The sequence below is a fragment of the Streptomyces sp. NPDC050759 genome, assembly GCF_044456945.1.
Lineage (GTDB): Bacteria > Actinomycetota > Actinomycetes > Streptomycetales > Streptomycetaceae > Streptomyces.
In genome coordinates, this window is record NZ_JBITGI010000032.1 from 55594 (window position 1) to 72649 (window position 17056).

Annotated in this window: 14 protein-coding genes; 10 read left to right on the plus strand and 4 right to left on the minus strand. The window is 70.4% G+C overall.

What is annotated here, in order from left to right; all coding sequences use genetic code 11:
• Positions 1-87: 87 nt before the first annotated feature.
• The 8 genes from ACIBJB_RS46725 (at position 88) to ACIBJB_RS46760 (ending at position 11361) form a co-directional block, all read left to right on the plus strand.
• On the plus strand, positions 88-1047 hold the full coding sequence (locus ACIBJB_RS46725; RefSeq protein ID WP_398940253.1) for a fumarylacetoacetate hydrolase family protein: 960 nt from the start codon (positions 88-90) through the stop codon (positions 1045-1047).
• The gene (locus ACIBJB_RS46730; RefSeq protein ID WP_398940254.1) at positions 1044-1796 is read left to right on the plus strand and encodes an SDR family NAD(P)-dependent oxidoreductase; all 753 of its coding nucleotides are present in this window, start codon (positions 1044-1046) and stop codon (positions 1794-1796) included. The genes ACIBJB_RS46725 and ACIBJB_RS46730 overlap by 4 nt, the downstream gene beginning before the upstream one ends.
• A 43-nt stretch (positions 1797-1839) precedes the next feature.
• Positions 1840-2622 carry a CoA transferase subunit A gene (locus tag ACIBJB_RS46735; protein ID WP_398940255.1) on the plus strand — a complete coding sequence of 261 codons (783 nt, stop codon included), beginning with the start codon at positions 1840-1842 and terminating at the stop codon, positions 2620-2622.
• A complete protein-coding gene (locus ACIBJB_RS46740; protein WP_398940256.1) occupies positions 2622-3272 on the plus strand; it encodes a CoA transferase subunit B in 651 nt (216 codons plus the stop codon). Before ACIBJB_RS46735 ends, ACIBJB_RS46740 begins: the two co-directional genes overlap by 1 nt.
• Before the next feature lie 43 nt (positions 3273-3315).
• Positions 3316-4296 carry an ornithine cyclodeaminase family protein gene (locus ACIBJB_RS46745; protein WP_398940257.1) on the plus strand — a complete coding sequence of 327 codons (981 nt, stop codon included), beginning with the start codon at positions 3316-3318 and terminating at the stop codon, positions 4294-4296.
• A 50-nt stretch (positions 4297-4346) separates the two neighbouring features.
• A complete protein-coding gene (locus tag ACIBJB_RS46750; protein ID WP_398940268.1) occupies positions 4347-5798 on the plus strand; it encodes an NAD-dependent succinate-semialdehyde dehydrogenase in 1452 nt (483 codons plus the stop codon).
• 21 nt (positions 5799-5819) lie between these two features.
• The gene (locus tag ACIBJB_RS46755) at positions 5820-6839 is read left to right on the plus strand and encodes a dihydrodipicolinate synthase family protein (RefSeq protein WP_398940258.1); all 1020 of its coding nucleotides are present in this window, start codon (positions 5820-5822) and stop codon (positions 6837-6839) included.
• Positions 6840-7680: 841 nt separating this feature from the next.
• Positions 7681-11361: a family 78 glycoside hydrolase catalytic domain gene (locus ACIBJB_RS46760; RefSeq protein WP_398940259.1), complete on the plus strand. Its 3681-nt coding sequence runs from the start codon at positions 7681-7683 to the stop codon at positions 11359-11361.
• A 109-nt stretch (positions 11362-11470) separates the two neighbouring features.
• On the opposite strand, the gene ACIBJB_RS46765 is transcribed toward ACIBJB_RS46760, so the two are convergent.
• Positions 11471-12679, minus strand: coding sequence for an MFS transporter (locus ACIBJB_RS46765; RefSeq protein ID WP_398940260.1), 1209 nt, complete (start codon positions 12677-12679; stop codon positions 11471-11473).
• A 99-nt stretch (positions 12680-12778) separates the two neighbouring features.
• Here ACIBJB_RS46765 and ACIBJB_RS46770 point away from each other — a divergent pair, with 99 nt between their 5' ends.
• Both ACIBJB_RS46770 and ACIBJB_RS46775 read left to right on the plus strand, forming a co-directional pair.
• On the plus strand, positions 12779-13360 hold the full coding sequence (locus ACIBJB_RS46770) for a TetR family transcriptional regulator (RefSeq protein ID WP_398940261.1): 582 nt from the start codon (positions 12779-12781) through the stop codon (positions 13358-13360).
• A gap of 191 nt (positions 13361-13551) precedes the next feature.
• A complete protein-coding gene (locus ACIBJB_RS46775) occupies positions 13552-14208 on the plus strand; it encodes a hypothetical protein (protein ID WP_398940262.1) in 657 nt (218 codons plus the stop codon).
• Between the two features lie 312 nt (positions 14209-14520).
• On the opposite strand, the gene ACIBJB_RS46780 is transcribed toward ACIBJB_RS46775, so the two are convergent.
• The 3 genes from ACIBJB_RS46780 to ACIBJB_RS46790 are packed head-to-tail and all read right to left on the minus strand — an operon-like array spanning position 14521 to position 16689.
• Entirely contained in the window at positions 14521-15057 is a 537-nt protein-coding gene (locus ACIBJB_RS46780; RefSeq protein ID WP_398940263.1) for a GNAT family N-acetyltransferase, read from the minus strand.
• 58 nt (positions 15058-15115) lie between these two features.
• Positions 15116-15679 carry a hypothetical protein gene (locus tag ACIBJB_RS46785; RefSeq protein WP_398940264.1) on the minus strand — a complete coding sequence of 188 codons (564 nt, stop codon included), beginning with the start codon at positions 15677-15679 and terminating at the stop codon, positions 15116-15118.
• The gene (locus ACIBJB_RS46790; protein WP_398940265.1) at positions 15676-16689 is read right to left on the minus strand and encodes a DUF4232 domain-containing protein; all 1014 of its coding nucleotides are present in this window, start codon (positions 16687-16689) and stop codon (positions 15676-15678) included. The genes ACIBJB_RS46785 and ACIBJB_RS46790 overlap by 4 nt, the downstream gene beginning before the upstream one ends.
• Between the last annotated feature and the right edge of the window lie 367 nt (positions 16690-17056).

The following is a 17056-nucleotide window of genomic DNA, read 5'->3' on the forward strand; positions in this document are numbered from 1 at the left end:
CACGTCCTGTCCTGCCCTGGCTGCCCGCCGCGCCCCCGGGGCTTCCCGCCCCCGAGAACCCCGTAGTAACAGAGCCTGGAGCCCCACATGCGTTTCGCCGCGTACGAGCACCGACACCAGCGCCAGGTCGCTGTCGTCGGTGAGGACGGCCGCCTTCACCCGGTCCCCGGCGGGCGCACCCTCACCGAACTGATCACAGCCGGCGCCCTCTGGGAGGCGGGGGCCGCGGCCCTCGATGCCTCCGCAGGACCGCATGTCTCTCAGGTGCGACTGCTGCCGCCGCTCCGAGCGGCCTCCATACGGGACTTCGTCACCTTCGAGGAGCATGTCGAGGGCGTACGACGCTCGGTCGACGGGGCGAGTGGCGTGCCGGATGCCTGGTACGCGGCGCCGACCTTCTACTTCACCAACCCCCATGCCGTGTTCGGGCCGTACGACGAGATTCCCATGCCCCCGGGGTCCCAGGTGCTGGACTTCGAGCTCGAAGTCGCCGCCGTCATCGGCCGCGAGGGCCGTGACCTCACCCCCGAGCAGGCACGTGAGCACATCGTCGGCTACACGGTCTTCAACGACTGGTCCGCGCGCGACCTCCAGTCCGCCGAGATGAAGGTCGGCCTCGGCCCCTGCAAGGGAAAGGACACCGCCACCACCCTCGGCCCGTACCTGGTCACCGCCGACGAACTGGAGCCGTACCGGGACGCGGAGGGCTTTCTTCGGCTGGCCCTGACCGCCGAGGTCAACGGACAGGTGGTCGGCGAGGACCTGCTGTCCAACATGAGCTGGACCTTCGAGGAGATGGTCGCCTACGCCTCCCGGGGCACCCGGGTCGTGCCGGGTGACGTCCTGGGCTCGGGCACCTGCGGGAACGGCGGCTGCCTGGCCGAGCTGTGGGGGCTGCGGGGCGAGCGGACTCCGCCGCCGCTGGGGCCCGGTGACACCGTCTCGCTCACCGTCGAGGGCATCGGCACGCTCACCAACACCGTCGTCCCCGGCGTCGATCCCGTGCCCCTGCCGGCCGGTCGGCGCCGCAGCCGGGAGCGGCCATGACGGACCTGAGCCCCAAGCGGCTGCTGGGCAAGGTGGTCGTGGTCACCGGCGCGGCGCGCGGCCAGGGTGCCGCCGAGGCCGAGGCACTGACCTACGAGGGCGCCCGGGTGATCGCCACCGATGTGACCGAGGCACCCGGCTGCCGCCGTCTCGACGTCACCAGCGAGCAGGACTGGGCCGAACTCGCCGCCGAGTTGAAGGAGGCGTACGGGCAGGTCCACGGCCTGGTCAACAACGCGGGCATCACCTGGCGGGCCCGGCTCGGCGACGTACGCCCCGACGACTTCGACCGCGTCCACGCCGTCAACGTCACCGGCCCACTGCTCGGCATCCAGCGCCTCGCCCCGCTGATGCCGCCCGGCGCCTCGATCGTCAACGTCGGCTCCTCCGCCGCGCTCACCGCCCACTACCCGGTGGCGTACACCGCCAGCAAGTGGGGCCTGCGCGGGCTGTCCCAGGCGGCCGCGCTGGAACTCGGACCGCGCGGAATCCGCGTCAACACGATCCACCCCGGCTACATCGAGACCGAGATGACCGCCTCCGCCGCCCCCGCCTTCCGCGAGGCCAACATCCGCGAGACCCCGCTCGGCCGTACCGGCACCGTCGACGAGGTCGCCCCGCTGATCGTCTTCCTGCTGTCGGACGAGTCGTCGTTCATCACCGGCGCGGAGATCCCCGTCGACGGCGGACTCACCGCGCACGGCGGAGTCAAGTCCGTCTCGGACGCCCTGCGACCGGAGACGCCATGACCGACGCCCTGGGCCGTGCCGCCACCAGAAAGGACCATCGCAAGTGAACAAGGTCAGCGCCGGCGCCGCGGAGGCGGTCGCCGACATTCCGGACGGAGCCTCGCTGGCCGTCGGGGGTTTCGGCCTCAGCGGTGTTCCCGCCGTGCTCATCCGGGCCCTCCACGCCCAGGGCGCCACCGGTCTCAAGGTCGTCTCGAACAACTGCGGAGTCGACGGCCGCGGTCTGGGAGTGCTGCTGGCCGCGGGCCGCATCGCCCGGGTGACCGGCTCCTACGTCGGCGAGAACAAGGAGTTCGCCCGCCAGTACCTCTCGGGCGAACTGGAGGTGGAACTGGTCCCGCAGGGCACGCTCGCCGAGCGGCTGCGCGCAGGCGGGGCGGGCATCCCCGCCTTCTACACCCCGGCCGGGGTGGGCACTCAGGTGGAGCGGGGCGGACTGCCCTGGCGGTACGCGGCCGACGGCTCGGTCGTCGTTGCCTCGCCGCCCAAGGAGAGCCGCGACTTCGACGGCCGTACCCACATCCTGGAGCACGGCATCACCACCGACTTCGCCCTCGTACGGGCCTGGCGCGGCGACCGGCACGGCAACCTCGTCTTCCGTAAGGCTGCCGCCAACTTCAACCCGCTCGCCGCCATGGTCGGCCGCATCACCGTCGCCGAGGTGGAGGAGCTCGTGGAACCGGGGGAGATGCGTCCCGACGAGGTGCACCTGCCCGGCATCTTCGTCCAGCGGGTCGTGGCCCTCACCGCTGAAGAGGCAGCCGACAAGCCGGTCGAGCGCCTTTCGATCTCCGCGTCTCCGACACGAGGAACGGTGCGCACCTGATGGCCTGGACCCGCGACCAGATGGCCGCCCGCGCCGCCGCCGAACTCACCGACGGCTCCTACGTCAACCTCGGCATCGGCCTGCCGACCCTGATCCCCGGCCATCTGCCGGCCGGCGTGCACGTCGTACTGCACTCCGAGAACGGCATCCTCGGCACCGGGCCCTACCCGTACGAGGACGAGGTCGACCCCGACCTGATCAACGCCGGCAAGGAGACCGTCACGGTGCTGCCCGGCGCGTCCTTCTTCGACTCCGCGCTGTCCTTCGGGATGATCCGCGGCGGACACATCGACACCGCCGTCCTGGGCGCCATGCAGGTGTCGGCCACGGGCGACCTCGCCAACTGGATGATTCCCGGAAAGATGGTCAAAGGCATGGGCGGCGCCATGGACCTCATCCACGGCGCCCGGCGCGTCATCGTCCTGATGGACCACACGGCCAAGGACGGCACCCCCAAGATCGTCGGGGAATGCTCCCTGCCGTTGACCGGCGAGCGATGCGTCCACCGCATCATCACCGACCTCGGCGTCCTGGACGTCACGCCCACAGGGCTCGCGCTGGTCGAGACCGCGCCCGGCATCACCGCCGACGCCATCCGCGCCCGCACCGGCGCGCCTCTGCACATCGACGCCGTCACGGCCTCCTGCTGACCCCCATGGCCCCCTGTCCCTTCGTCCCGCACGGAGCCCCGAGTTGACCGTCTTCCTCACCGACGCCGACGTCCGAGCCGCCTTCGACTGGGCCGACGCCATCGCGGCACTGCACAGCGCCTACGCGGCACCGCCCGACGAGTCCCGCTTCCCGGCCCGCACGATGGCTCGCGGAGACGGCCTGTGGCTGCGCACCCTCAGCGGTGTGCCCGGCGACGGCGGCCCCATGGGGGCCAAGCTGATCGCCGCCTCACCGCGGCACCGGCGCGCCTCGTATCTGATCCCGTTGTTCGACCAGGAGAGCATGGAGCTGACGGCGCTCCTGGACGGCCACTCCATCACCGGCTTCCGTACCGCAGCCACCTCGGCACTCGCCGCCGACCTGCTCGCCCCCGCCGGTCCCCTTCGCGTGGCCGTGATCGGATCCGGCTTCGAGGCGCAGAACCACGTCCGTGCCCTGGCGGCGACGCGCACGCTGTCGTCCGTCACGGTGTTCAGCCCCAACCCGGCCAGCCGCACCCGCTTCACCCGGGAACTCGCCGATCTCGGGTTGCCGCTCGCCACCGCGGAGAGTTCCGGGGCGGCCGTCGCCGATGCCGACCTGGTGATCTGCGCGGCCCGCTCCCGCGACGAGCAGCCGACCCTTCGTGAGGCCCGGGCCGGCGTCACGATCGTGTCCATCGGGTCCACACTTCCCGAACAGCGCGAACTGGCGACCGAGGTCATCGCCCGCGCAGAGGTGATCGTCGCCGACATGGCCGACGAAGTAGCCGAGGACACGGGAGACCTGATCGCGGCGAGGAAGGCGGGCGTCGACCTCGCCGGAAAAGTGGTCCCGCTCGCCGACGTCGTCTCCGGTCGCACGCCCGGCCGGCCGGCAAACGACCCGGACGCGGTCGTGATCTACAAGTCCGTCGGTTCGGCGGCACAGGACCTCGCCGTCGCCGCGATGTGCGTGCGGCGGGCGGCCGAACTGTCCCTGGGCACCGAACTGCCCGTCACCATCTCCCCCGTCTCGAAGTGAGCGATCCCGTGAGCAACGCCGTGCGCAGAGAACTCGACGCCCCGTCCCTGCTGAAGAGCGCCGCGTACGTCGACGGCACCTGGATCACCACCGACGCCACCCTCGCCGTACACAATCCGTCCACCGGCGACCTGCTGGCCGAGGTGCCGTTCCTCGACGCCGCGCAGACCACCGCGGCGATCGAGGCGGCGCACCGCGCACTGCCGGGCTGGCGGGCCCGCCCGGCCAAGGAACGGTCCCGGCTGCTGCGGCGCTGGTTCGACCTGGCCACCGAGCATGCGGAGGACCTTGCCCGGCTGATCGTGCTCGAGGAGGGCAAGCCCTATCCGGAGGCCGTCGGCGAGGTCGCGTACGCGGCGTCTTTCCTGGAGTGGTTCGCCGAGGAGGCCAAGCGCATCCGCGGTGACGTCATGGAGGCGCCGGAGCCCTCGCGCAGGATCGTCGTCCTGAAGGAGCCGGTCGGTGTGTGCGCGGCGATCACCCCGTGGAACTTCCCCGCAGCGATGATCACCCGCAAGGCGGGGCCCGCACTGGCCGCGGGCTGCACGATGGTCCTCAAGCCCGCCGAGCAGACCCCGCTGACGGCCCTGGCACTCGCCGAACTCGCCGACCGGGCGGGCATCCCGGCGGGCGTGTTCAACGTGATCACCGGTGACCCGCGCGAGATCGGCCCCGAGCTGACGGGCAACCCACTGGTCCGCAAGATCACCTTCACGGGCTCCACCGAGGTAGGCCGGCTGCTGCTGGCCCAGGCGGCGCAGACCGTGAAAAAGACGTCGATGGAGCTGGGCGGCAACGCGCCCCTTCTCGTCTTCGACGACGCCGACCTCGACGAGGCGGTCGAGGGCCTGATCGCCACCAAGTACCGCAACACCGGCCAGGCGTGCATCAGCGCCAACCGCGTCTACGTACAGGACGGGATCCACGACGCGTTCGCGAAGAGACTCGCCGAGCGGGTGGGCGCCCTGGCTGTCGGCGACGGCTTCGACGAGGGCGTCCAGCAGGGCCCGCTCATCGACGAGGACGCGGTGGCGAAGGTGGAGTCCCACGTCGCCGACGCCGTCGCCCACGGGGCCGTGGTCCTGCACGGCGGCAGGCGCCACCCACGGGGCGGCCTCTTCTACGAGCCGACCGTGCTGACCGGCGTCACCGACGCCATGGCCGTCACCCGTGAGGAGACCTTCGGTCCGGTGACCCCGTTGCTGCGGTTCACCGACGAGAGCGACGCGGTCCGCATGGCCAACGACACCGAATTCGGCCTCGCCGCCTACCTGTTCGCCAAGGACGCCGAGCGCATCTGGCGCGTCGCCGCCGCCCTGGAGGCCGGCATGGTCGGCATCAACACCGGCCTGATCTCCAACGAGACCGCCCCCTTCGGAGGAGTCAAGCAGTCCGGCATCGGCCGTGAGGGCTCGGTCTACGGCCTCGACGAGTTCCTGGAGCTCAAGTACCTCGCCTGGGAAGGCGCGAAGACCCTCGCCTCCGCCCCCGAATCCGGCTGATCACCCCGCTAGGAGCACACCATGGCCCGCTACACCCGCGCCGAAGCCCGAGACTGGGCACGCGAGAACCTCGTCGGCGTCGTCAACTGCACGATCCCGTCCTTCACGGCCGACCTGACGGCGATCAACGAGAAGGCGATCCGCCACGACACCCGCCTCGCCATCGAGCACGGCTTCATGGGCACCCTCGGCGTCTCGGAAGTCTCCATCCAGCTCCCCGAGTACCTGGACTTCCTGCGCATCATCAAGGACGAGGCCGGCGACCGGCTGCTGCTCACCCACCACGCCAGCTGGAACAACCTGGAACAGAACATCGAGGCCGTGAAGGGCGCGGAGGAGGCGGGCGCCGAGCTGGTGCTGCTGTCGTACCCGCCGAACTTCTACCCCGAGTCCGAGCAGGAGATCTACGACTACACCAAGGCCGTCTGCGACGCGACGAACCTCGGCGTCATGCTCTTCCCGATGTACCTGTGGGGCTTCAGCCCGCGCATCCACCCCTCCGACATCCCCGTACGCCTGATCCGGCGCCTGCTCGACGACTGCCCCAACATCGTCGCCATCAAGGCCGAGGGCGGCTTCCCCAGCATCCAGAGCGTCATCGAGTGCCACCGTCACTTCGGTGACGAGGTCGTCATCTCGATGCCCATCGAGGGGGAGTTGATCCCGCTGTCGCAGATCATGCCCCTCCAGTTCTCCGCCACCAGCGACCACGATTACTATGGCCCGATGATCCCGCGCGTCTTCCAGCTCCTGCGGGAGGGCAAGTACGACGACGCCGCCGACATCTACTGGCAGCTCCATCCGGCGCGCAAGATCAAGGGGGGCCTCGCGCCGGCTCTGCACGGCGGGGCGTTCATCAACCGCCAGGCATGGAAGTTCCAGGGCTGGCTCCAGGGCTACAACGGCGGCCCGCTGCGCATGCCCACCCAACGCATCCACGACGCCCAGATGAACGCCCTGCGCAAGGGACTCGTCGACGCCGGTCTCGAACCGACCACGGACCCGTTCCGCGAGTTCTTCATCGGCCGCAACCCGGCCTGAGCCGCCGGAGGCTGCCGCGCCGCCGCCGCGAGGTGATCGACCCGCGTCCCCAGGATTGTCCCTCGTCACATAGGCGGGGAGTGTGTCCATCAGCGGCCTCCGGCCGGGGGGCCTCCCGGCCTCGGACCGCGCACAGGAGGCGTGTCGCCGCCCCGGGTCGAGTACGCCGGGGACCAGCTCGCCCAAGACCGTTCGGGGCGCGCGGCCGAACGGACTCACTCCCGCTCAGTCCACAGGAACGGTTCAGTTCCCAGGCCGGTGGTGATAAGGCCGTGGTCGGCGCCGTGCACCAGCAGCAGATGGGCTCGGCGCCCGCGGGGACCAGGCTGTCGTGGAGGCGGCGGCTCGGGGCAGGGGCGATGAGCAGGTCGGCGACACGGTGTAGAAGGAGCAAGGGCGGCACCCGTGGGTGATTCGGCCGGGCCGGGCCGGTCTCGACCGCGGCGGCCCGGTCCGACAGCGGTCCGAGACCCCACGCCGCACCGGAGGGATCTACGCCCAGTATTCCACCGGACAGGGCGTCCTCATCGAGCCGGAGCAGATCGGTCGGGGGCATCGTCCGCCACCGTGCGCCGGACGAGCTGCCCCACCGTGCAGGTGGCCCAAGCCAGCCTGGGCGTCGTGCAGTTGAAGGCCAGACGGCAACCTCGGAGGAGCGGTACTCGATGGTCGCCATGGCGTATCCGCGTTCAGCCAAGAGCCGGGGCAAGGAGGATCCGAGGCCGCGGCGTTGATGCCGCCGGTCGTCACCAACCATTGTGCTTCGCCCGCACCATTCGTAAGCTTTCCACTTGGAAGGTATTGAATCGTTTCAATTCCTTTGCTCACGAAAGGAACGTCCGTGGACGAGGACAACAGAAGTGCCCTGAGCCGTCGGCACATGATCGGCATCATGACCGCGGCGGCGGCCGGAGCCTCACTCCCACTCGCCGCCGCGCCGCATGCCCGGGCGGCCGGCGGAAAGGCTGCCGCACCGGCCGGGCTGCAGGTCAACTCCCGCACCGAGCCGCTGGGTACCGAGACCGAGCCGGCCTTCAGCTGGGCGCCCCCGGTCGCCAGGCAGAGCGCGTACGAGATCCGGGTCGGCACCGGCCCCGGCACCGCGGACGTCTGGCGCAGCGGCAAGGTGGCGAGCTCCAACAGCACCGCGGTCGCCTACGGCGGCGGGGCTCTGGCGGCGGAGCGGGCGTACTTCTGGCGGGTGCGGACCTGGGACGAGAAGGGCACCCCCGGCCCGTGGAGTGAGCCCGCGAGGTGGGAGACCGGACTGGCGAAGGGCGACAAGGGCTGGTCGGGTGCGCAGTGGATCGGAGGGCGCCAACCCCAGGACCACGACTGGCGGGACCTCACCTCGACCGTCGTCTTCCGCGGCGGCGCAGACCCCACCGCCGGACTGTCCCTGCTGTTGCGCGCCGAACCCATCGGCAAGACCTGGGGCGAAGGCCTGAACTGGACCATCAGGCAGAGCGCCGAAGACATGCAGCTGGTCATGGTGACCCGCCACTACGCCGGCAACACCTGGATCGACGACGGCACCTCCGAGCCCGACTGGGGCGTGAACCACTACGACCCCCAGAGCGAGACCAACCCCACCACCGCAGGCACCCGCACCGTCCCCGTCGCGACGGCCACCCTTCCCGCCTCGACCGGCCTGACCACGAACACCTGGGCCACCCGCGACCACACCGTCCAGGTCAAGGCCGTGGGCCTCACCGTCACCACCACGGTCAACGGCGTCGCGGTCGACAGCCGCACCCTCACCGGCGACCAGATCCGCCGCCACGGCAGCTTCGGCTTCGCCGGCGGCACCAGCGCCACCATCCGCAACGTCAAGGTGACCGGCACCGGCGCCCCCGACTTCGCCGTCAACCTCACCACCGGCGCGAACCCGTTCGAGGCCGGCATCGGCACGCTCTCGGGCCTGAGCTTCCCGCCGAAGAACCCCTACATCCCGGCCAAGAACGCGATTCTCCCCATCGCCAACCCGGCACCGCTGCTGCGCCGCGCCTTCACCCTGCCCCGCGGCCGCCGCGTCTCCCGGGCCCGCCTGCACCTGAGCGCCGCCGGAAACGTCACCTTCACCGTCAACGGCGACCCCCTCACCGTCGACGGCAAGCGGGCGACCCGCGACCACACCAACGTGCCCCGCCTCCTGACCGACCAGAGCACCTACGACCGCACCGTCCTCTACGACACCTTCGACGTCACCGCGCTGCTCCGAGACGGCCGCGAGAACGTCGTCGCCGCCGAACTCGGCCGTGGCTGGTACGGGCTGACGACCCCTCAGGAGTGGTACTGGCAGCTCGCCCCCTACAGCGGCGCGCCCCGCCTGCGCGCGAAGCTCGTCGTGACGTACACCGACGGCTCCGCCACCACCCTCGTCACCGACAACGACTGGCTCACCGCGGACGGCCCCACGACCTTCGACTCGGTCTACTCGGGAGAGAAGTACGACGCCCGCCGCGCCGACACGTTGGGGGAGTGGCGCTCGGCCGGCCACCGCACCGGCCGCGACTGGCGTCCGGCCACCGTGCTGATCCCGCCGGGCAGTTGCTCCGGACCGTCCCCCGCGTACCACGGCGCACTCCCCGCCACGACGATCCCCGACGGCTTCCGACCGGCGACCGTACGCGCCCACGAGGCGGAACCCGTGCTGGTCAACCAGACACTGCGGCCGATATCGCTCACCGAGACGGCCCCCGGCTCGGGCGTCTGGGTCCTGGACTACGGCCAGATCATGACCGGCCTCGTCCGGCTGTCCCTCACCGGCGTCCGCTCCGACAAGGAGGGCCTTACCCTTCGTATCCGTGGTGGCAACCGCATCAGCGGCGGCGACGGCACAGCCGCCTCCCCGTTCTCCGTGGAGGAGGAGAACTTCCAGCACGACGCCAATCTCCAGACGCACTACTACACGCTGGGCCGCCGGCCGACGCAGACCTGGGAACAGCAGTTCAGCCACTTCGGCTTCCGCTACCTGGAGGTCATGAACCTCGAGACCGTCCTCGGCCGGACCCCCGACCTCACCCGGGACGCGGACGTCCTGACCGTCGGCGTCGCCCGCACCGGCTTCCCCCGCACCGGCACCTTCACCACCGACAACGCCCTGCTCAACCGCCTCCAGCGCAACCTGGAGTGGGCCGAGCAGAACAACCTCGTACAGAAGCCCACCGACACGCCGTCCCGCGAGAAGAACGGCTGGACCGGCGACGCCATGGCCAGCTCCGAGTCCGAATCCCTCACCTGGGACGTCAACGCCGTTCTCACCAACTATCTGCGCCACTTCCCGGACACGCAGATCTCCACCGGCCAGCTGCCCATGTTCGTCCCGATCGCCAAGGGCGGATACGGCTACGACCGCACCCCCGGCTGGAACGCCGCATGGAAGGCGGTCCCCGCCTGGGACTCGGCGTACTTCGTCATCCCGAGGGAGCTGTACACGTACTACGGCAACAGCAGCCTCTTCGCCGAGCTGTACGACCACCAGGACACGCTCCTGAAGTACTACGAGACGCTCTTCACCGCCGAGAACGGCTACAAGTTCGAGGCCTCGCTCGGCGCCTACTCCGGCGCCGAACCGCCCGGCAGCAACGCCGTCATCAGCCTCGCCTTCTACATCCACTTCTGCGACTACATGGACGAGGTCGGCCGCAGGCTGGGCCGAACCGAACGAGCCGACCACTACGCCCAGTTGGCGCGCACCCTGCGCAAGGCGTTCATCGCCGACTACTGGGACACGTCACAGGGGTACTTCGCCCAGGGCAGCATCTCCAGCGAGAACGCCATGGCCATTGCCTTCGATCTGGTCCCCGGCTCCGACCTCGACCCCGGCGATCCCCGGTACCTGGCCGGCACCAAGCCGCTCGCCGAGAACAAGAAGGCCCTCGCCAAGCTGCTCGCCGACCGCATCACGGCCGCCGGACAGCACATCCAGAACGACATGTACGGCTCGCGCTACGAGTTCAACATCCTGAGCGAGTACGGCTATACGGACATCGCGCTGAAGGCCGTCACCCAGACCGGCGTACCCGGCTACGTCCACCAGATCGCCAAGGGCGCCACCTCGCTGTGGGAGCAGTGGACCGACCGGCTCTCGGTCGACCACCACTACCGCTCCAACGTGGCCACCTGGTTCTACCAGAGCCTGGCCGGCATCAGACCGACCTCGACCGCCTACGAGACGCTGCGCATCCGCCCGTACGTCCCCGCGGCCGCGGTCAACAGCCGGGTCCCGGAGAACACCGAGGACACCGACCTGTCGCCGGCGCTCCTCGACCATGTCAGCGCCTCGATCGACACCGTGCGCGGCAAGGTGTCCTCGCAGTGGCGGCGCCGCCAGGACGGCCGGATCGACCTCGCGGTGACCATCCCGTACAACACCGAGGCCGAGATCTGGGTCCCCACCCAGAACAAGCCCGTCACCGCGCCCCGGGGCGTCACCCACCTACGTGACGACACCTCGGGCGGTGCGCCGTACAAGGTCTACCGGGCCTTTGCGGGGTCCTACCGCTTCAACGCCGGCTGAGCCGGCCGCACCGACCGCCGCACCGTGCCGAGTCGGCGCTCTCCGCACGGTGCGGCCTCGGCCTCTTTCGACCGGACGATCTACCGCCTCGGTGCCTGACGGTGACTGCTCACCGCGGCAGGTCGGCCAACTGAGGCCGGGGCTCCCGGTCGCTGCGCTGCCCGCGGCGACCGGTCAGGTACGCGGCGAGGGCGAGGACCGCGGCAAGGGCGATGAGGGCACACACGGCACCCCAGCCCAGTTGGACGTAGGCGCGGGTGCCGAGCCATGACCCGGCGCTGCCGCCGAGGAACGCACAGGTCATGTAGCCGGTGTTGAGGCGGCTGCGGGCCTCGGGGCGCAGCGCGAAGATACGGGCCTGGTTGGCGACCTGACCGCACTGCACCGCCACGTCCAGCAGGAGCAGTCCGACCGCGAGCGCCACCAGCCCCACCACTCCGCCCAGCGAGCCGGCGGTGAGCACCGCCGCCGCGGCGAGGGCGGCCAGGATGCACCACAGGTTCACCCGGTCGGCGCCGAGCCGGTCCACCCAGCGTCCGGCCGCGGGGGCGCAGAACATGCTGCCCGCCCCGATCAGCGCCAGCAGCCCCACGGCCTGGGTGCCCATGCCGTAGAGGGGTCCGGTGATGAGCAGGGCCAGCGCGGTCCAGGCCGCGCTGAATCCGCCGAAGAGGGTGACCTGGAAGAGCACGGATCGCCGTAGCTCCCGCTCGCCGCGCAGCATCCGCACGGTGTCGGCGAGCAGAGTCGGGTAGCTGTCGTGCACGGCCGGGGCGTTGCCCGGCAGGGTGAGACCGAGGACGACGGCCAGCAGCCCGGTCAGCACGGCGGCGACGAGATAGGGGGCGCGCCAGCCCAGGTGCTCGCCGAGTACACCGCCGAAGGTGCGGGCCAGCAGGATGCCGCCGATCAGGCCCGCCTGGAGGGTGCCGATCACACTGCCGCGCCGGTCGGACTCGACCAGTCCCGCGGCCATGGGCAGCAGGAGCTGTGGAACCACGGTCGCCACGCCCACCACGGCACCCGCTGCCAGCAGGAGGCCGGTGGCCGGGGCGAGACCGGCGACGAGGAGGGCGGCACCGGTCGTCGCGAGCAGGCCGGTGATCAGAGGGCGGCGGGGGAGTCGGTCGCCGAGGGGCACCAGCAGAAAGATCCCGACGGCGTAACCGAGCTGGGTCACCGTCGCCACGATCGCCGCCGTGGCCGGCGTGACGCCGAGACCGTCGGCGATGAGGGGGGTCAGGGCCTGCGGGAAGTAGACGTTTGCCACGCCGACGCCACAGGCCAGCGCCATCAGGAGAGGCAGCTTGCGGGTCATTGACTCAGCTCCAACCGAACGAACTGGATGGTTCGGTCATCGAGCGTGACACGCACGCCTTGAACGAGTCAAACGAACCAGTTCGTTACCCTCGGACGCATGGCATACGACTCCACGGCGACCAAAGAACGCATCCTCGCGGCGGCCACCACGGAATTCGCCGCACACGGGGTCGCCGGCGCCCGGGTGGACCGTATCGCCGCCGCGGCCAAGGCCAACAAGCGCGCGATCTACGACTACTTCGGCGACAAGAACAAGCTCTTCGCCGTCGTCGTCGAACGCACGCTGGCCGACCTCGCCGAAGCCGTCCCGCCCAGCGACGACCTGCCCGGCTATGCCGAGCGCCTCTTCGACTACCACCGCGCCCACCCCGAGGCCCTGCGGCTGGTGATGTGGGAGGCCCTGGAGATCGGCGACCAGCCCGTCCCGGCGGAAGAGGCCCGCACCCGTCACTACCAGGACAAGATCGACGCCGCAGAATCCGGCGGCGCGGACGGCGACGCGCGGACCCGTGTGTTCTTCACCCTCGCCCTGACCGGCTGGAGCATCGGCATGCCCCAGCTGCGGCGCATGGTCCTCGGCCCCGACCACAGCCTCGACGACCTCCGCGACGAGGTCACACGGTCCGTAAGGGCCCTGTCGACAGGGGGAGGGGTGCCCGGGCGGGACCGGCGACGGTGACGCAGCCGTAGCGGGGGCAGAGCCCCACCGAGGCACGATCCGGCAGGTGGTTCCAAGAGCGGCCGTCGACCTCACCCGAGGGCGCGGCGACGCACTGGACGGTGAAGCCGGACCCCGCCCGGTGGCAGGACATCGGCATGGAGGAGCATCTGCTCAGCCACTGTGCCACCGTCTGCCTGTGAGGGACCGTCATGCTTTCTGCCCGCCGTACCGTGCCACCCGTCCTGCTCACCAGTCTGCTGCTGGCGGGCTGTTCACCCGTCTCCCTCGGCACGTCGACGTCGTCCGGCACGCAGAGCCCGATGACCGGAGCGCCGGCCGGCTCGGGGCGGGCGATCGCGGTGGGGGCCGGACCGCAGAAGCACTACACGGTGCAAAAGCAACCGGCCGCAGGCTCCTGCCACTACCGGTATCTCAAGGGGGAACCGCTGGAGGATCCGACCTGCACACCGGGCGCGATATCCCCGGCAGTCACGCAGAAGAACCTCGCCTCGACGATATGCCGCAAAGGCGGCTACACCTCCGGGATACGCCCTTCCACGTACGTGACAGGCAAAGAGAAAAAGCTCAACGCCGCCTCCTACGGCTTCACCGGACGCATGGGAGATGCCGAGTACGACCACCTGATCAGCCTGCAGTTGGGCGGCGACCCCAACGACTACCGCAACCTGTGGGTCGAGCCGGCCGACCCCGGCCACAGGAAGGGCTCCGGGGTCAACAACGCGAAGGACCCGGTGGAAACGAAGCTGCACACCGCGGTCTGCAAGGGCACCGTCACCCTCGCCGCCGCACAGCAGGCGATCGTCACCGACTGGACCACGGCCCTGAGCACGCTTCACCTCGTGTGAAAGGCGGTGGGGGAAACCGACGGTGCTCCGACGTGGCCGCGCTGACTCTGCGACACACGAAAGCCCCGGCTGGACGGGGGAGACCAGCCGGGGCCGTGTGCGGTGACGGGCGGAGGGCGGTCGCCTCTCGGCGAAAGGCTCCATGGGGCTTCAGCCGAACGATCGTCCCCATGGGCTATAGGTGAGGCCCGGGGACACTGTCCCCTCCACCAGCCACATATGAACGAACGGCCAACCAGCTCCGGTTGTTCCCCGCCCCCGTCCCGCAGCCGCTGTGAGCTCCGGCACCCCCACTGTGGCGGGCAGCCTGCGTCACATAGGGAGCGAGAACAGCCGTACTGGCCCTGAGGGCCAGTGGGCACCGTCTCGCAGAGGCGTCACCATGGTCCGCAGCGGCATGGTCACCAGGCGGTCCCCGGGTTGTTCGACACGTACGTCCGTATCGAGCGGGTGCCATCCGAGGCGACGGTAGAGCGGCACGAGAGGAGGGCGGCAGAACAGCAGTGCATGCTGAGGACCCGTCGTGCGGGCGTGCTCCAGGGCAGCTGTGACGACGAGCCGAGCCAGCCCGCGACCTCGCATGCCGGGCGCGACGGCCACCCCGCCGACTCCCATCACCTCTGTCTCGGCGTCACCGATCGCGACAGGCAGTCGTAGGAGGCCGGCGTGTGCCACGAGCCGGTCTTCGTGTCTGATTCCGAAGTGTTCTTCTTTGGGCAGCCAGGTCAGGCCGGCCGAGTCGACACCGAAGGGGTCATCGCCGTTGCCAAGGATCTCCTCCAGGTCCGCCTTTGTGTACCGGGGGAGCCGCACCACGGGCGGTGCCCCGGATGATCGGTCGTCAGGCATTCCCCCATCATGATCTCTGTGCGGAGCACCGGCCAAGTCGCTTCATCCGACGGGTTCCTCAGGGGGACTGGGTCAGCCCGGAGCGGAACTGTCGCACGAGCGTTCTCGGGTCCCGTACGGCCTGCCACAGACCCATCGACAGCAGCACCAGGCTGATGGTGAAGCAGACCCAGAACACGAACTGGGTGCCGGTCGCGAGATCGTGGGTGCTGCCGTCCTCGTAGCGGCAGTACGCCTGTGGGGGAAACGCCTTCGAGACGCCGACGCCCCCGTAGTACATGGAGCACGGGTCCTCGCCGGGGTCCTTGATCGTGTCGTCCGCCGTGACGACCAGCAGCCAGGCCACCGCTGCCACCGGAACCGTGCCGAACACGAGCATCTTCGTCCAGATCGGCAGGCGGGGGTGGCCGAGGAGTCCGATCAGCGCGATGAGTGCGACAACGAACACCGCGGCGACGGCCACGGCGGTGAACGACCTCCTGTACACCTCCTCCAGAAGCCAGATGACTCCTGCCACCGGGGGCGCGGTGAGGAGGACGACCTTGATCCCGGATGCCGTACGGGGATGCGCGAGCAGGTAGACGACGAGCGCACACGCGATCAGGGTCAGGAGCGCGATCACGGACGCGCGGTGGTGCCGGCCGGTTCCCGGTGTGTCTCGTCCTTCCGCCACGGACCGACACCGAGTTTTCCGGTCGTCCCGAGGTCGAGTTCCGGTGTCACCGTCACGGGATCGGCTGCGGGCGTGGCCCATACACGGACGTACGGAGCGTTGACCGGTGCGCCGGCCTGGGTGGTGTTCCGCCATGCCAGTTGGGCCAACGCAGCCTCACCCGGGCGCAGGACGACCGGCTGCGGTCTGCCGTCCCCACCGAGGCCGGTACTGATCTGATCGGTCCCCTGGAGGATCCGTACGCCGTCCACGGCATGGTGGTCCTCGTCCTGGATCGTGAGCTTGGGGTAGCCGTTGAGCTGAAGGGACTCGGTGCCGCAGTTGACCAGGTGCAGGCCGACGACGCGCAGCCCCATGGCCGCGTCCCCTTGGTCGGCGTAGACGCGCATGCCCGATTTGGGGCACGTGCCCGAGGTGGACGGCGCCTCGGCTTCTGGGACGCTACGTGTCTTGATCACCTCTATGCCCGTCACCTCGGGTGCGTTCCCGACCGGCTCTCCCATGACGACGGTGCCCTTGACGGTCCGCCCCTGTCCGACCGCCTCGACGGTGTGTTCCGCGTTGTCGACCGCGCCTCCGGAGGCCGAGAGGAAACCGAAGGTCAGCGTGTACGTGGCGGTCTCCGTCTGCCTGTTGGTCAGCTCGAAGTCCGCGCTGTAGGCGACTCCGGCGCATCCGCTCTCCGGGCCCCAGGCGTACAGCGCGGTGATTTTGACGCCGTCCTCGGCCGTACCTCCGACGGTGGGCAGGGGCAGCGCGGTCGGTGTGCCGGAGGGACGAACGGACGGTGCTGAGGACGACGGGTTGCCGTACCGGGAGATGTCCGACGGGCACAGTGCCTCGGCCCGGACCGGGCCGCCGCCGGCACCTCCGCCCGGCGAGACGCTCTGGGAGCCGCAGGCGGCGAGCAGCAGAGCAGCGGCGAGGACGGCGGGGGCTGTGCGGGAGGCGGTGGACATCCGCCCACCACACCAGGGGGACGCCCTCGTGGGCTGTGGCGGAGCCCACACCTCCGGTCACAGCGGTGTCACAGATCACTCTGGACAGCGCCTGCGCGCGAGCCGAGGAGGTCTTGTGGAGCGCGGCTTCCCGGCCTCACCGAAGGCCGTCGCCGCTGTATGCGCAGCCGCCCGCGCCGCACCCGGGTCGGGGGGGGGGGGGGGGGGGGGGGGGGGGGCGCCGCCCCCCCCCCCCCCCCGGGGGGGCGCCCCCCCCCCCCCCGCGACCAGCCCCCACCGGCCCGCAGCGGCCGACGAGCCCCCCGCCCGCCCCTACATCCGGCTCAAGCTCGCCGCCGCGAACAGTACGTCTCTGATGGCCTCGCGA

Excerpts from the sequence above, each read along its gene's own strand:
- ACIBJB_RS46725 (WP_398940253.1), top strand. The coding sequence starts at position 88 with ATGCGTTTCGCCGCGTACGAGCACCGACACCAGCGCCAGGTCGCTGTC.
- ACIBJB_RS46730 (WP_398940254.1), top strand. The coding sequence starts at position 1,044 with ATGACGGACCTGAGCCCCAAGCGGCTGCTGGGCAAGGTGGTCGTGGTC.
- ACIBJB_RS46740 (WP_398940256.1), top strand. The coding sequence starts at position 2,622 with ATGGCCTGGACCCGCGACCAGATGGCCGCCCGCGCCGCCGCCGAACTC.
- ACIBJB_RS46755 (WP_398940258.1), top strand. The coding sequence starts at position 5,820 with ATGGCCCGCTACACCCGCGCCGAAGCCCGAGACTGGGCACGCGAGAAC.
- ACIBJB_RS46765 (WP_398940260.1), bottom strand. The coding sequence starts at position 12,679 with ATGACCCGCAAGCTGCCTCTCCTGATGGCGCTGGCCTGTGGCGTCGGC.
- ACIBJB_RS46770 (WP_398940261.1), top strand. The coding sequence starts at position 12,779 with ATGGCATACGACTCCACGGCGACCAAAGAACGCATCCTCGCGGCGGCC.
- ACIBJB_RS46775 (WP_398940262.1), top strand. The coding sequence starts at position 13,552 with ATGCTTTCTGCCCGCCGTACCGTGCCACCCGTCCTGCTCACCAGTCTG.
- ACIBJB_RS46780 (WP_398940263.1), bottom strand. The coding sequence starts at position 15,057 with ATGCCTGACGACCGATCATCCGGGGCACCGCCCGTGGTGCGGCTCCCC.
- ACIBJB_RS46790 (WP_398940265.1), bottom strand. The coding sequence starts at position 16,689 with ATGTCCACCGCCTCCCGCACAGCCCCCGCCGTCCTCGCCGCTGCTCTG.